Origin of the sequence: Paenibacillus sp. 23TSA30-6 (genome assembly GCF_014858585.1) — a bacterium.
Lineage (GTDB): Bacteria > Bacillota > Bacilli > Paenibacillales > Paenibacillaceae > Paenibacillus.
Window position 1 is genome coordinate 22,899 of the sequence record NZ_SLTL01000034.1, and the last position, 15,031, is coordinate 37,929.

At 47.1% G+C, this 15,031-nt stretch carries 11 protein-coding genes; 6 read left to right on the top strand and 5 right to left on the bottom strand.

The window, feature by feature from the left end:
• Position 1: 1 nt before the first annotated feature.
• Positions 2 to 694 carry a response regulator transcription factor gene (locus tag E0698_RS22850; protein ID WP_134914806.1) on the bottom strand — a complete coding sequence of 231 codons (693 nt, stop codon included), beginning with the start codon at positions 692 to 694 and terminating at the stop codon, positions 2 to 4.
• A 596-nt stretch (positions 695 to 1,290) separates the two neighbouring features.
• Between E0698_RS22850 and ectB the strand changes: the two genes are divergently transcribed.
• The 3 genes from ectB (at position 1,291) to E0698_RS22865 (ending at position 5,008) form a co-directional block, all read left to right on the top strand.
• A complete protein-coding gene (gene ectB, locus E0698_RS22855; protein ID WP_192512994.1) occupies positions 1,291 to 2,553 on the top strand; it encodes a diaminobutyrate--2-oxoglutarate transaminase in 1,263 nt (420 codons plus the stop codon).
• A 134-nt stretch (positions 2,554 to 2,687) separates the two neighbouring features.
• Positions 2,688 to 3,665, top strand: coding sequence for a helix-turn-helix transcriptional regulator (locus E0698_RS22860; RefSeq protein ID WP_192512995.1), 978 nt, complete (start codon positions 2,688 to 2,690; stop codon positions 3,663 to 3,665).
• A 125-nt stretch (positions 3,666 to 3,790) separates the two neighbouring features.
• Positions 3,791 to 5,008, top strand: coding sequence for an MFS transporter (locus E0698_RS22865; protein WP_192512996.1), 1,218 nt, complete (start codon positions 3,791 to 3,793; stop codon positions 5,006 to 5,008).
• A 108-nt stretch (positions 5,009 to 5,116) separates the two neighbouring features.
• Here E0698_RS22865 and E0698_RS22870 read toward each other — a convergent pair whose 3' ends face one another.
• The 3 genes from E0698_RS22870 to E0698_RS22880 all read right to left on the bottom strand — a co-directional run bounded on the left by E0698_RS22870 (position 5,117) and on the right by E0698_RS22880 (position 9,460).
• A complete protein-coding gene (locus tag E0698_RS22870; protein ID WP_192512997.1) occupies positions 5,117 to 5,635 on the bottom strand; it encodes an NAD(P)H-dependent oxidoreductase in 519 nt (172 codons plus the stop codon).
• 163 nt (positions 5,636 to 5,798) lie between these two features.
• Entirely contained in the window at positions 5,799 to 6,917 is a 1,119-nt protein-coding gene (locus E0698_RS22875; protein ID WP_192512998.1) for a GGDEF domain-containing protein, read from the bottom strand.
• Between the two features lie 107 nt (positions 6,918 to 7,024).
• The gene (locus E0698_RS22880; RefSeq protein ID WP_192512999.1) at positions 7,025 to 9,460 is read right to left on the bottom strand and encodes a GH36-type glycosyl hydrolase domain-containing protein; all 2,436 of its coding nucleotides are present in this window, start codon (positions 9,458 to 9,460) and stop codon (positions 7,025 to 7,027) included.
• A 223-nt stretch (positions 9,461 to 9,683) separates the two neighbouring features.
• Between E0698_RS22880 and E0698_RS22885 the strand changes: the two genes are divergently transcribed.
• A complete protein-coding gene (locus tag E0698_RS22885) occupies positions 9,684 to 10,418 on the top strand; it encodes a thioesterase II family protein (protein ID WP_192513000.1) in 735 nt (244 codons plus the stop codon).
• Positions 10,419 to 10,438: 20 nt separating this feature from the next.
• Positions 10,439 to 11,293: a TIM barrel protein gene (locus E0698_RS22890; RefSeq protein WP_192513001.1), complete on the top strand. Its 855-nt coding sequence runs from the start codon at positions 10,439 to 10,441 to the stop codon at positions 11,291 to 11,293.
• 79 nt (positions 11,294 to 11,372) lie between these two features.
• On the opposite strand, the gene E0698_RS22895 is transcribed toward E0698_RS22890, so the two are convergent.
• Positions 11,373 to 11,741: a DUF423 domain-containing protein gene (locus E0698_RS22895; protein WP_192513002.1), complete on the bottom strand. Its 369-nt coding sequence runs from the start codon at positions 11,739 to 11,741 to the stop codon at positions 11,373 to 11,375.
• A gap of 317 nt (positions 11,742 to 12,058) precedes the next feature.
• Between E0698_RS22895 and E0698_RS22900 the strand changes: the two genes are divergently transcribed.
• Positions 12,059 to 15,007 carry a glycoside hydrolase family 48 protein gene (locus tag E0698_RS22900; protein WP_192513009.1) on the top strand — a complete coding sequence of 983 codons (2,949 nt, stop codon included), beginning with the start codon at positions 12,059 to 12,061 and terminating at the stop codon, positions 15,005 to 15,007.
• Positions 15,008 to 15,031: the final 24 nt, after the last annotated feature.

Sequence of the window (15,031 nt, forward strand, 5' to 3'; positions counted from 1 at the left end):
GCTATTGCACAAATTTATAACCAATTCCCCAGATGGTCCTGATTAATTTCGGCTTTTTAGGGTCTTTTTCGATTTTCCTGCGCAAATGGTTGATATGTACGTCTACAGCCCTCTCATTAATAAAGGAGTCTGTGCCACGAAGAGCTTGAATCAAGGCATATCGGCTGAATACAATTCCCCGGTTCAAATAAAAAAGCTTCATAAGCTCAAATTCCGAAAATGTCGTCTCCACAATCTGCCCATCAACGGTAATCATTCTTCGCGCCAGATCCAAAACAATGCCTGTTTCAGGCTCGGCTTCAGGCGCAAGGCCTCTTGCCTGTAACCGTGTGATTTCAATACGACGGAAAAGAGCCTCGATTCGCGCCTTTAGCTCCTGCATACTGAAAGGCTTGCAAATATAATCGTCTGCTCCCAACGTAAGTGTACGGATGCGCTCTGAGATATTGTTTTCTGAAGAAATCACGATGATTGGCACATCCGTATGCTTGCGTACCAGTGGGCAGGGATTGACACCATCCAAATCTGGAAGCAGCAGATCTAGCAAAATAATATCAGGCTGCACCATACCCAGCCGGGCAATTCCCTCAGCCGCCTGTTCCACCCGGGTAACGTTGTAGCCTTCTCCAGTCAAATACAAGGAAAGGGTATCTCCCAGCATATTGTCATCTTCAATAATCAAAACATTAGACATGATGATATTTCCTTATCTTTCTATCAAATTCGAGCCAAATGGTTAGGATAGGTTCAATGCATTCAAAAAGTTTTTGGCAAGTTCTTTTGATAGAGTAACCCCCTTTGGACAGTCTGTCAAAAGATCAGGGGCATCGGGCAAACCAATAGCCGGGCAGAACGGATTTATACTTTTTTGATATGGAAATGCTCTATTTATAAGATTTTTAGCTCTATTCCGACATTTTTCGTGGAGAATTAACAAAATACACCAAGCCCTCGACACTCAATTACAAAAATTTAACAAAACACATTAGAATCATGCATTGACTTCAAAAATATTTATGGTATTTTATTACATAGGAGTGACATCCACTGATAGAGACCCCTTAGAAACCCCCACCACTTAATCTTCTGGAGTTTAATTTACTCTCAATAGGCTACTCTGCATTTATTTATCTGTACTCTATTCGTTCTCGTGATCGTACTCATGATTCTTTGGTGTGGCTACCCCTTTGCGATTCAGGCTGTCTTCTTATTTCAGATTACATATTTACACTTTTTTTGCTTTCCATGCTTGTATTTTTTCAAATCAGGTCAGCGGGAGGACGAGAGATTATGAACACATTCGAAGCACTGGAGTCCAATGTAAGATCCTATTGCAGAAGTTTTCCGGTTGTTTTCAACAAAGCGAAGAACGATGTGCTGTACACAGAGGCAGGAAAGGGATATATCGACTTTTTTGCCGGAGCAGGGGCTTTGAACTACGGGCACAATAATGATTTCATGAAAAACCGGCTTTTGGATTATTTAACCTCAGACCGGATTATGCATGGTTTGGACATGTTTACGACGGCCAAACAGGAGTTTATTGAATCTTTCTCCGAGCGTATTCTCCAGCCCAAGGGCTTGAATTATAAGCTGCAATTTTGCGGTCCGACTGGTACTAATGCGGTGGAGGCGGCATTGAAGCTTGCGCGCAAGGTGAAGAAAAGAAATGGAATTTTTGCTTTTATGGGCGCGTTTCACGGCATGTCGCTAGGCGGTTTGTCTGTTACCAGTAACAACTCCATGCGAGAGAGCGCCGGTGTATCCTTGAATAACGTTACCTTCATCCCTTATAACAGTACGTTTAACGGCTTGGATACCATTTTATATATGGAGCAGCTTTTAACAGATACCCATTCCGGGGTGGAAAAGCCAGCGGCCATCATTCTGGAAACGGTACAGGCTGAGGGCGGTATTAACATCGCAGATACCGAATGGCTGCGTGATTTGCGGCAGCTGTGCGATGATCATGATATTTTGCTGATTATTGACGATATACAGGTTGGCTGCGGTCGGGTTGGTTCGTTCTTCTCGTTTGAGCGGGCGGGTATCGTTCCTGATATGGTTGTTTTGTCCAAGTCAATCAGTGGCTATGGTTTGCCGATGTCCCTGTTGCTGATCAAGCCGGAATTGGATATTTGGAGTCCTGGTGAGCATAATGGCACCTTCCGTGGAAATCAGCTTGCTTTTGTCGCTGCAAAGGCAGCGCTGGAGTTCAGGGATACGGTAGGGCTGGAAGCACAGGTGAAGGAAAAAGAGGCTTTTGTCCAGCAATTTTTGCGTGAACATATTCAAACAATCGATCCTCTCATTGAAATTCGAGGCTTGGGTCTGATCTGGGGAATTGATGTATCCCACCTGGGAGAAGCGTTCGCCAAGGAGGTAGCTACTCTCTGCTTTAGTAAGGGCCTCATCATTGAGCGGGCTGGACGTAACGATACGGTGATTAAAATTATGCCTGCCCTAACGATCAGCTTGGAAAACCTGCGTGAAGGCTGCAACATCATTAAAGAATGCATGGTTCAGGTGTCCAGCACACTGGTTACTTTGTAAATCTTCATATTTTAACAGATCGACGGGAACCTCCATCACTGCTATTTTCTAGCGGTAGGAGGTTCTTTGTCAAACCACCAATAATCCGGTATGATGAGAATGATTATCAATGAACAATACTGGAGTGAAACGCTATGCAGGGAGCTACTTTTCATCATAATTTTAATCTGTTTCTTGAAAAACTGGAGCTGAACGCTGACGTTACAGGTCATAAAGCTCCGATGGAACTTACACAAACCGTGGGGAAGGGCACTATTCGCCGTTGCTCCCCGCGTCTGGATATGGAGCTTGTGGTTTCCGACTATACCTTTCATCAAAGCCGAACGATTGATTTTGTGGCTACTGTGCCTATGGTCGAGCTTACTTGCTGTTTTCGCGGCGGCCGTGAGGTTCAGGCGTCGGGAGTGCGGCATGAAATTGTGCCGGGGCATTTTTCGTTACAGCTTCTGAAGCCGGGCGAAGCCCGCTTTGAATTTACGGCGAATGAGCAATTTACGATGCTAGGCATTGGCATTCCGGTATCGACATTTCATTATTTTATGGAAGAGCCGGACGGGAGAAGGAGTGTTGATTTTGCGGATTTACTCGGACCTCATTCGTTTCGCGCTTTTCAGGCTCGCATGAATCCAGTTGCCGTCTTCAAGTTGACTCAGCTGATGCAGGGCATCCAATCCGGTTCGATGCGCAATATTGAAATGGAATGTGCCGTATTGGATTTGTGGATGCTTGCTTTACGCACCTTTTTCGAGGATAGGCATGATCCATCTGTCTCCTTGAACCGGGACGAAATCGCCAAAATTAAGAGGGCGCGTCAAATTATGCTGGAGCACATGGCGGAGCCGCCGTCTCTCTTACAGCTTTCACGTATGATCGGCATGAATGACTACAAATTGAAAATGGGCTACAAGGAAATGTTCGGAACAACCGTCTTTGGAGATCTGCGTGAACAACGGCTGGATCAGGCTCTTCATTTGCTGCAAGTCGGAGGAAATAGTGTGACGGAAGTTTCTTGTGCGGTGGGTTATTCCAATCCAAGCTACTTTGCAGAGGCATTCCGAAAAAAATACGGCTGCAACCCGGGTACGCTCGTCCGAAATCGTCTATTCGGCTAAATAAGCCATTCCCGCAAACCAGCAACGAATTCCGTTAGCTGGTAGATCAGAACTGAACCCCCGTGTAGGATGAATGGCAAGGTTACTGTACCTGTTATTCATTCATAAGAAGGGGGAACTAGGGTATGAATTCCGTACCACATGTACAAAAAGCACCTAACCCAAAACATTTCTGGACACTCGTCCTGTGCGGAACTTTACTGGTCATTACAACCACAGGCTTGGCCCGTATGGGTTATGGCGCTGTGCTTCCGTATATGCAGAAGGGGCTGCATCTGACAATATCACAGACAGGATTACTGGGAACGATCATGTTTCTGGGTTATTTGCTCACGGTAGGCTTGTCAGGTGTGCTGGCTGTACGCTGGGGAGCTAAATTGGTGCTTATAACAGGCAGTGCGGGTGTAGTGGTCAGTATGCTAGGATTGGCATGGTCGCCTTCATTTTGGGCTATCGGGTTGTTCATGTTCCTTATTGGGGCTGGCAGCTCACTTGTATTTACTCCACTGATGTCCCTGATGATCGGCTGGTTTCCGCAGCAGCGGGGGAAGGTATTAGGTATACTGTTGAGTGGCGCCGGTATCGGCATGTTATTAAGCGGTTTTCTGATCCCTGTGATCATACAGGTATTTCCTCATGACGGCTGGCGTGCTGTATGGTTGTGCTTCGGGATTATTTCGTTAGTGGTGCTTGTGTTGTCACTATTTGTTCTGAAAAATCCGGCATCTGCCTGTCAAACGGTAAGCGAGGAGGATAAGCCCCAGTGGTTGAAAAATAAAGAGCTTACCCGCATTGCTGTTTTATATTTTCTGATTGGCATGGCCTATCTAATACCTAATCTGTATCAAAGCAGCTATATGCTGGAGGCAGGTATTTCAAGCAGCACGACAGGGCTGATATATGCGTTTGCAGGGGTATTCAGCATTATAGGCGGCCCTGTATGGGGAAGTATCTCGGACAAGGCTGGGGTGCAACGAACATTTATGCTGGCGTGGATTTTTGCTGTGCTTGGGGATCTCGTTCCCATCGTTATGGACAACGTGTGGGGCTTTGCGATTTCATCTATCATTTGGGGTTCGAGCATCGGAGGACTAGTCACCTTGATCCAGGTTAAAGCTTCACAGCAGGTTCCGTCCAAATATGTTCCCTCTGCCATCGGGTTTATCTCTGTATTTTATGCAGTAGGGCAGATGCTGGGTCCGGCGCTGTCAGGCTGGATGATCGAGCATATGGGGGGCTTTGCCGCCGCTTACGGCTTGGGGGCTGTCGTCTATGTATTAGGCTTCGTGCTGAATAGCAGGGGGAAAGTCGTTTCCGTGCAATCAGAACGCAGTTCGTTATAATTCCTGATTTGAAAATTAAACTCAAAAAAAAGCCCCCTGGTCGGTAGACTGCCACATTCTGCGTCACAGCAGGTGGTAGCTCCAACCAAGGGGCATTTTCCAATACAATTAAGAAGTAACGGTTTGCACGTATTTTTGTGCGGATTGCTCAAGCTGCTCGTCGGTCAGAACCCCAGCACCATATTGTACGAAATAAGGGAGCAATTTGGCACCAATCAAGTGGCTTGTAGCTTCGAGAGGTCTCAACAGTTCTTCGATTGTGTATCTGTTCCGTCCGTCATGTTGATAGTTTTCCTCTGCACTAGCGGCAGACAGAGCAATCAGTAACTCTTTGCCCTCCAATTTGCCACCTTCGCTTCCATAAGCCCAACCGTAAGTCAGAACCACATCTTGCCATTTTTTCAGCAGGGAAGGGGTGCTATACCAGTAAAAAGGAAATTGCAGTACGATACGGTCATGCTGCTCCACGAGTTCCTGCTCTTGAGCTACATTGATTTTCTCATCCGGGTATACTTCATACAGGTTATGAACGGTTATACCCGATTGCTTTTTAAGCCCCTGGACCCATCTTTTGTTAACGCGGGACTCCGCAAGATTAGGGTGGGTTACAATAACAAGTGTTGACATATGAAAAACATCTCCCTTAACTTATTTTATGTAAGTAAATTACGTTATTACTTGTAGTTATTATAGTTTCAGCTTATATTCTTGTCAAATGGCTTGTCTTTAAAAAATAAATCCCCGGCAAGCGAGTGCCGGAGAAGTCATCCTGTGAGTATTCTCTGTCGAATTAGGCAATATGATTGAGCGAAACTATCTTATTCTTGCCAGAACGCTTGGCTTGATATAGATAGTCGTCCGCTTCCTGAAAAAACGCATCTTTGTTCATTTCTTCTGTATAGCTTTTCAGCCCAATGCTTACGGTTACGGAAATGTTTTGCTTTTTTTCGTAAAAAGTCATCTTTTCTACTTCGTGCCGGATGTTTTCGGCGATTTGATAAGCTTCTTCAAAGGTATGCTCGAACATCAGGATGGCAAATTCCTCACCACCATAGCGGGCCGCAATATCATTTGCTGTAATCTGTTCTGTAATGATTAGCGAAATGCTCTCCAAAATTTTATCTCCGAACTGGTGCCCGTAATTATCATTAATTTTCTTGAAATTATCAATATCCACTAACACAAGATGGATAATGGCGCCTTGCTCAGCATATTCGAGTGCTTTTTCATAGAAGTTCTGAAAGGACAAATGATTATAGAGCTTGGTTAACCCGTCGGTCATCGACATTTTGCTTATAATCGCATTACTAATCATTAATTCCTGGTGAGCACGCTGTGTTTTATACAAATCCAACAGCAGGTCACGGCCGCTTGCCTGAATAATAATGGCAATAAAAGTGGACATAATCAAAAAGATCAGAATCGCTACAATATCAAAGAACGACAAGTAGGTACGGAACGAACCATCCACTGCCAGCAAAAGTAAAAAGACTCCAACTTGCAAGACAAAGGAAAACCATATTAGGCGACGATTGAAGAACAGGATGGATGAGAAAATAGGCAACAAGCACAACGCCGGGATAATCCGAACATCGTAGTTTAAACGAATGATGGTCCAGCAAATGACCGTGCTTGCCATAAATAGGATCACAAATGAATATCTGTTGTATTTATAATGAACCAGCTCTGCAAGCAGATTGGAACCACACATAATCAGTGTCGGAACAATGAGAACTCCAACGTAAAATTCATAAGACGAAGCGTGGTATTCGAGAAATAAATAACAACCAAGCTGCGCAATAAAATGTACGGCTATAATCATCCAGTATAATAAAAACATCCTCCGTACCCAGCGAGCTTCCTTTAATTTATAATCGGTTGTTTGAGTAAGTCGTGTTGTCTTATTCATGATGTCACCACACTTAATGTATCTTTAGCCATTCTCGTATTATAAGGTACTATGTGATGAAGTTGAAGCTAATTTTTTAGGTGCCGATTTAGGTGCCAATGTACTTGTCAGCCCAGTAACACTTTAACCTGATGGACAGCACCATCTCCTGCAACCGGCAGAACATTGTCCGTGAGAACAGTCCCATTTATCGTGACTGTAGCTACACCCTTGGATATATGTTGTGGATTCGTGATTTGGATCACGTAGGTATCGCCGCGAAAGACGCGAGTGATTGTAAATTCGTCCCAGGCTGCAGGAATGCACGGGTCAATACGCAGACCATCCCATTCGGGCTGGATACCTAGAATAGACTGGGTAATGGCTACAAAGTTCCACGCGGCCGTGCCAGTCAGCCATGAATTTTTGGCTTCGCCTTCACGAACGGCATCCTTGCCTGCAATCATTTGCGCATATACATACGGCTCGGTACGGTGGATGTCGCTGATGTCCTCCAGGTAGGCAGGAGCAATTTTGCTATACAGCTCAAAAGCGCGATCTCCACGGCCAATCACGGCCTCCGCCATCATAATCCACGGGTTATTGTGACAGAAGATGCCCGCATTTTCCTTGTACCCTGGAGGATAAGAGGATATTTCACCCAGATTGATATAATAGCGGGAATAAGGCGGATTTTGCAGCACAATGCCATAGGGAGTCTCCAGCCGATCCCGTGTAGAGTCGAGCGCTTTTTGAGCCTGACCTTCCTCAACCCCGATTCCGGCCATCACGCAAAAACCCTGAGGCTCAATGAAAATTTGGCCTTCCTCACAATCCTTGCTACCCACTTTATTCCCATAGTGGTCGTAGGCTCGCAGAAACCAATTCCCATCAAAGCCATGCTCCAACGTGGCGGTCCGTATCTGATCCACATGGGCCTGGGCCGTGGCTGCTTCGTCATCTAATCCTCTACGCTTGCACAGCTCAATAAAATCTGGCCCTGTATATACGAATAGTCCGGCGATGAATACCGATTCCGCTATGCGACCCTCCAAATTTTGCGTGGTCTGATAGGACTCATCCGGTGTAGCAGAAAAACAATTCAGGTTCAAGCAGTCGTTCCAGTCTGCCCGGCCAATCAGTGGGAGACCATGCGGGCCGAGATTGTTAACTACATGATAAAAGGATCGCTTCAAATGCTCAAACAGGGTAGCGGTATGCTCTTCAATCCCATCGAATGGCACCTGTTCGTCCAATATGGAAAAGTCTCCCGTTTCTTTGATATACGCAGCGGTGCCAACAATTAGCCACAGCGGATCATCGTTGAAACCGCCGCCGACCTCGTGGTTTCCTTTTTTGGTTAAAGGCTGGTACTGATGGTAAGCCCCGCCGTTATCAAATTGAGTGGAGGCGATATCGATAATCCGTTCCCGCGCGCGCTCCGGTATCTGGTGGACGAAGCCGAGCAAATCCTGATTCGAATCCCGGAAGCCCATACCACGCCCGATGCCAGATTCAAAATACGAAGCGGAACGCGACATATTGAACGTAACCATACATTGATACGGGTTCCATATATTCACCATCCGGTTCAGCTTGTCGTCGTGGCTCTGAATGGTGTACTTGGAGAGCAGGTTGTTCCAATAGGCCCGCAGCTCACTCAAGGCTCGTTCAACATCGGCTTCATCCGCGAATTGAGCAATCATGGCATGAGCCTGCTTTTTGTTAATCACGCCAGGAGATTCCCATTTTTCATCCTCCCGATTTTCCACATAACCAAGTACAAAGTTAAGACTCGTTTCTTCACCTGGCTCCAATGTGATTTCGATGCAATGCGATCCTACAGGCGACCACCCGCTGGCAATAGAGTTAGAGGCTTGCCCGGAGGTGACGGTTTGCGGCTGATCCAGCCCGTTGTATAGTCCCAGAAAAGCTTCACGGTCTGTATCGAATCCTGCCATTGGACGATTGACAGAGAAGAAAGCATAGTGGTTGCGACGCTCACGATATTCCGTTTTGTGATAGATGACGGAGTCCTGTATTTCGACCTCGCCCGTGTTCAGGTTGCGTTGAAAATTGGTCATATCGTCATAGGCGTTCCACAGACAAAATTCCACGAAAGAAAAGAGTTTGATCTTTTTAGTCTGTGCAGAGGTGTTCTGAAGCTTGACCTGATGTACTTCTCCATCAAAGGACAGCGGTACAAAAGCCAACTGCGTCGCCCGGATACCGTTACGTTCACCCATAATTGAAGTATAGCCAAGCCCATGTCGGCACTCATACAGATCCAGCTCCCGTTTAACCGGCATCCAGCCCGGTGTCCAGTAATCCCTGTCATCATGAATATAAAAATAGCGACCGCCGTTATCGACAGGAATATTGTTGTATCGGTATCGTGTTAAGCGACGTAAGCGCGCATCCCGGTAAAATGCATAGCCGCCGCCTGTATTGGAGATCAGTCCAAAAAATCGTTCGTTGCCTAAATAATTGATCCAGGGATATGGGGTTTGAGGGGTGTGGATGACATATTCTTGGTTAGCATCATCGAAGAAACCGTACTTCATGGCGCAGAACTCCTCTCGAATTTAAAGAAATAAGGCCAAACACATTATTATATTCAAAAATGAAGCTGTTCTTCCTAAAAGAATCGGTTTCCTGCCTGATGCAAAAGATGCTTGATTTCCCCGACCTTGTTTCTTGAATTTGCAAAATATTTGAAATGGGTAAATATACCTTTTTATGCTAAAATGAAAGAGTAAGGACTCAGCATGGCAGGAGGTTGCAAGGATGGCACCCATCACATTGTTTTTCATTCCATATGCGGGCGGATCGGCATCGGTCAGCTTCAAATGGAAAAAGCTGCTGCTTCCGCAGATTAAGCTTGTTCCGCTGGAGCTGGCGGGCAGAGGTATTCGTTCCGGTGAACCGTTAAAGGACAGCATTGAGGAAATGAGCGAGGATTTATTGCTCAAGATCAGTCAAGAAATAGCCCCCGGCGATCCTTATGCCATTTATGGTCACAGTATGGGAACGATGATCGCATTCGAGCTGTATTACAAGCTGGTGGCTGGCGGTTATGGGAAACCTGCTCATCTGTTCGTATCTGGGGGACGGGCACCGCATGTCCCGAGAGATTTCCCGTGGGCCCATGATCTTCCCGCAGAGCAGTTCAGGACGCATTTGCAGCGGTATGGTCAGCTTTCGGAGGCCATTTTTGACAATCGCGAATTGTACGACTATTTTATCCCGGTGCTAAGAGCGGACTTCAAAGCCGTTGAGACGTATGAGTACATGGCCCCAGCCGTACCTTTGAATTGTTCGGTCACAGCATTGACAGGGCTGACCGATAACACAATGACCTTGCAGGATGCGGAGGCGTGGGGGCAGCATACGGATCAGAATTTTCGTATTTTCACCTTTGATGGAGGACACTTTTTTATTCATGACGAGGTGGAGAGGATTACGCAAATCATTAATGAGACCTTGGAACGAAGTGCTGTGACAAACAGGATGCAACATTAAAAAAGAAGAGGTGATTGGAAGTGACTGTAGGCGTATTGGCGCATTTATTTGGCAAGTTGCCTTATCGCGAGTTGGCTGCAAAGGTAGGAGCGGCGGGCTTTACTCATGTTCAACTGGCTCCATGGAGAGCGATCAGTGATGTGGACTTTAACAAACCGGGCAAGTTCAGTCCGGGATTGGCACTGTCTATCGCGGAGGCATTCCGTCAGCATGGAGTTTCTATATCGGTGCTTGGCTGCTATTTGCATTTTTTTGAAAAGGATGAGGATCTTCTACGTGAAAATGTAGAGCGCTTTAAAGAGCTGATCCGATACGCAAGCCTGTTAGGGGCACCGATGGTGGCTGCCGAAGTCGGACGTAATGAGGATGGAAGCGCATATACGGAACGAGACTGGAAGGTTGTAAAAGAAGTTGTGCGCGAATTAGCGGACGAGGCGGGAAAATGGGGCGTGTTCGTCGGATTGGAGGCCGCTAACGATCATTTGGTCGGAACGGCGGTAGAGCTGGCTACCTTGCTGGAGGAAGTACCGTCATCCCAGATCGGCGTAGTGATAGATCCGGGCAATCTGCTGAAAACGGAAAATCTGGCACGACAGGATGAAGTCATCCGCGAAGCGTTTCAACTGCTGGGACCCCGGATTATCGCGGCGCATGCCAAAGACCGGCGTTTGTCATCGACAGGTGAGATCGAGACCGTACCGCCGGGCTTTGGCGACATGAACTATGGTCTATACATGGAGCTACTGGAACAGTACAAGCCGGGGGTTCACATCATTATGGAGGCCGCGCAGGAGCACCAGATGGCTGAATCGAAACGCTACATCGAGAGCCATCGCTTATCGGCTCAAAAGGCGCAAGATGTACAGACGAAATAATATTATTCTTTCATATTTGGGAATTTCTCAGGAGATTTGGAAGCGTCTACTTTTCCAAGTCTCTTTTCTTTAGCTTTGTTTAATCCTGCACTACCGCCACAATCACAAGTACCCAACTTGCTAAAAAAGCCACTCCGCCAATCGGGGTAATCGCTCCGAGCTTCTTCACACCGGACAAGCTAAGGGCATACAAACTGCCGGAGAACAGGAGAATACCTGCTAGCATTACCCAGCCTGCGGTAACAATCAGAGAAGAATGGACCAGATTTCCTGCAACTACTCCGAGCAGAATCAAGCCCAAGCCATGAGCAATATGATATTGGATACCTGTCTGGAATATGCTCATCATATCTGCAGAAAGTCTTTTTTTCAAAGCATGTGCTCCGAAAGCTCCCAGAACTACAGCTAAAACCATCATTATACAACCAAGCCCCAGTAAAATTTTCATATTATAACGCCTCCCTGTAAAATCGTACCGATTTCCTGTAATTTCGTCAATTTTCATTACTAAACCCTAAACATATTGATTTTTTCGACTCTCATTTGGCGGTGGGTATGGTATATTTTTTCCAGGGCCAATGTGAAGCATTTGGAGCTAATGGACAGCGTGTCCTCCACTTTTTTGACGGGAAAGTGAGGTGATGGTGCTGTCTTTTTGTGCAGTCGTTTTTCGGAACAAAAGCTTGTGTAAAGCCAAAATTGATATTGGAGAGGATGGATGCAAAAGTGATCAGCAGAAAATCCGTGTTCAGGAAATCTGTCTCTATGGTCATGTCAGCCATTTTGGTACTTCCGCTAACTTTAGGCATATTTCAAGCCGAACCCGACCGTGCATCAGCCGCAACACCGGAATCCACACGCTTCCTTCAATTGTATAAACAACTGAAGGACCCGGCCAGCGGATATTTTTCCAAGGAGGGTATTCCTTATCATTCGGTTGAAACCCTGATGAGCGAGGCTCCGGACTACGGACACTTAACGACCTCGGAAGCGTATAGCTACTGGATGTGGCTGGAAGTGCTGTATGGCCATTATACCGGGGATTGGGGACATTTGGAATCGGCATGGGATAACATGGAGAAATACATCATTCCTGTTAATGAGGGTGACGGCAAGGAAGAGCAGCCTACCATGAGTAACTACAATCCTAACAGCCCAGCCACCTATGCAGCAGAGTATCCGCAGCCGGATCAATATCCAAGCCGTCTGAGTGGTCAGTATAGCGGTGGCAAGGACCCGCTGGATGCAGAGTTGAAGGCAACCTATGGCAACAATCAGACCTATCTGATGCATTGGCTGCTGGACGTGGATAATTGGTACGGTTTTGGCAATCTGCTGAATCCGTCTCATACAGCGACCTATGTGAACACCTTCCAACGCGGGGAGCAGGAATCGGTTTGGGAAGCCGTCCCGCATCCATCGCAGGATAATCAAAAATTTGGTAAAGCAAATGAAGGCTTTATGAGCCTGTTCACCAAGGAAAATAATGCTCCTGCACAGCAATGGCGCTACACGAATGCCACCGATGCGGACGCACGGGCGGTTCAAGCCATGTATTGGGCTAAAGAGCTGGGGTATGACAACTCCGTTTATTTGGATAAAGCAAAAAAGATGGGGGACTTCTTGCGGTACGGCATGTACGATAAATACTTCCAGAAAACCGGAAGCGCTTCCAACGGAACCCCGGTAGCTGGTACCGGCAAGGATGCAAGCCATTATCTGATGGCATGGTATACGTCATGGGGTGGCGGACTGGGTCAAAGCGGCAACTGGGCTTGGCGGATTGGCGCCAGCCACGCGCATCAGGGCTACCAAAATGTCGTTGCGGCTTACGCGTTATCCGATCAGGATGGCGGATTAATACCAAATTCACCAACGGCGGGACAGGATTGGGCTACCTCGTTGAAGCGCCAACTGGAATTTTATACGTGGCTGCAATCCGATGAGGGAGCCATTGCAGGTGGAGCAACGAATAGCTGGGATGGTGCCTACAAGGCGTATCCGTCTGGCACAAGCACCTTCTATGGATTGGCTTATACAGGCGCTCCTGTATACCAAGATCCACCGTCCAACAATTGGTTCGGAATGCAGGCTTGGCCTGTCGAGCGGGTTGCCGAGCTGTACTACATTTTAGCCAAGAAGGGTGATACTTCTTCCGAGCAGTTTAAAATGGCCAAGCAAGTGACGGAAAACTGGGTAGCATGGTCCAAGAGCTATGCATTTGCCAACGAACGTCCTGTGACAGACGCGCAGGGGTACTATTTGGACGCTCAAGGCAAGCGCATTCTGGGTGGTAAAAATCCGAAGGTTGCCACTACAGCAGCTAAAGGCGAGTTCTGGGTGCCAGGCAATCTGGAATGGAGCGGGAAGCCAGAAACCTGGACCGGATTTGCCAATCATAAGGGGAATGCCAATCTGCATGTGGTAACGAAGAATCCAGGGCAAGATGCGGGAGTGCTGGGCAGTTATGTTAAAGCGCTTACTTTCTTTGCTGCCGGAACGAAGGCCGAAAAAGGAGATTACACCGCATTAGGCAAGGAAGCCAAGGATCTGTCCAAAGCTTTGCTCGATGCTGCATGGGGTTACAACGACGGCGTAGGCATTACCACAAAGGAAGCACGTGAGGATTATTATCGTTATTTTACGAAAGAAGTGTATATCCCGAACGGATGGAGTGGTAAAACGGGGCAAGGCAACACCATTCCTGGCGCAGCCGCTACCGCATCTGATCCGTCCAAGGGAGGCAATGGTACGTATTCTAGCTACACCGATATCCGGCCTAACATCACCAAAGATCCGCAGTGGTCTTATCTCAAGGACAAATACACAACTTCATGGAATAATCAGACGAAAAAATGGGATAAAGGTGCTCCGGAATTTACGTATCACCGTTTTTGGTCCCAAGTCGATATGGCGACAGCTTATGCCGAATATGACCGTCTCATCAACAATAGTGGAACAACCGAGCCGACAGCTCCCAAAGCTCCGGCCAATGTGAAAGCAAGTACCGGGGATGCTCAGGTTACACTGAGCTGGAGCAAAGCGACGGGGGCCGACAGCTATACCGTCAAGCGCTCCACAACCAGTGGAGGACCTTATACCACGGTAGCCACAGTAACAGACAGCACTTACAAGGATACAGGAGTGGTGAATGAAACCACCTATTATTATGTAACAAATGCAACCAATTCCTTGGGAACCAGCCCGGATTCTGCCGAGGTCAGCGCCAAGCCGACAGCAGCATCCGTTCCGGCTACGGGAGATGTGATTGCCCAATACCACGTGGGCGACACGAACCCGGGAGATAATCAGATCCGTCCGCTTTTCCGTGTTGTAAACAAGGGGAAAGAGGCTGTTGATCTGAAGACTGTCAAGCTCCGGTATTATTATACAGTGGATGGCGACAAGCCGCAGGAATTTCATTGTGACTATGCACAGCTCGGTAGCGGCAACGTTCAGGGACGTATTGTGAAGCTGGATAAGGCCGTGACGGGTGCAGATTACTATCTGGAAATCTCCTTTGGAGCTGGTGCGGGAAGTCTGGCAGCAGGAGCCAATACGGGGGATATTCAGGTTCGCTTGAACAAAACGGACTGGAGCAATTATAACGAAAGTGATGATTTTTCCTATGATGCGACCAAAACGTCTTATACAGATTGGGACAAAACGCCTCTGTATGTGAACGACCAACGCGTATGGGGTCTGGAGCCTTGAATGTAAAATAAACATTGGGTGAGA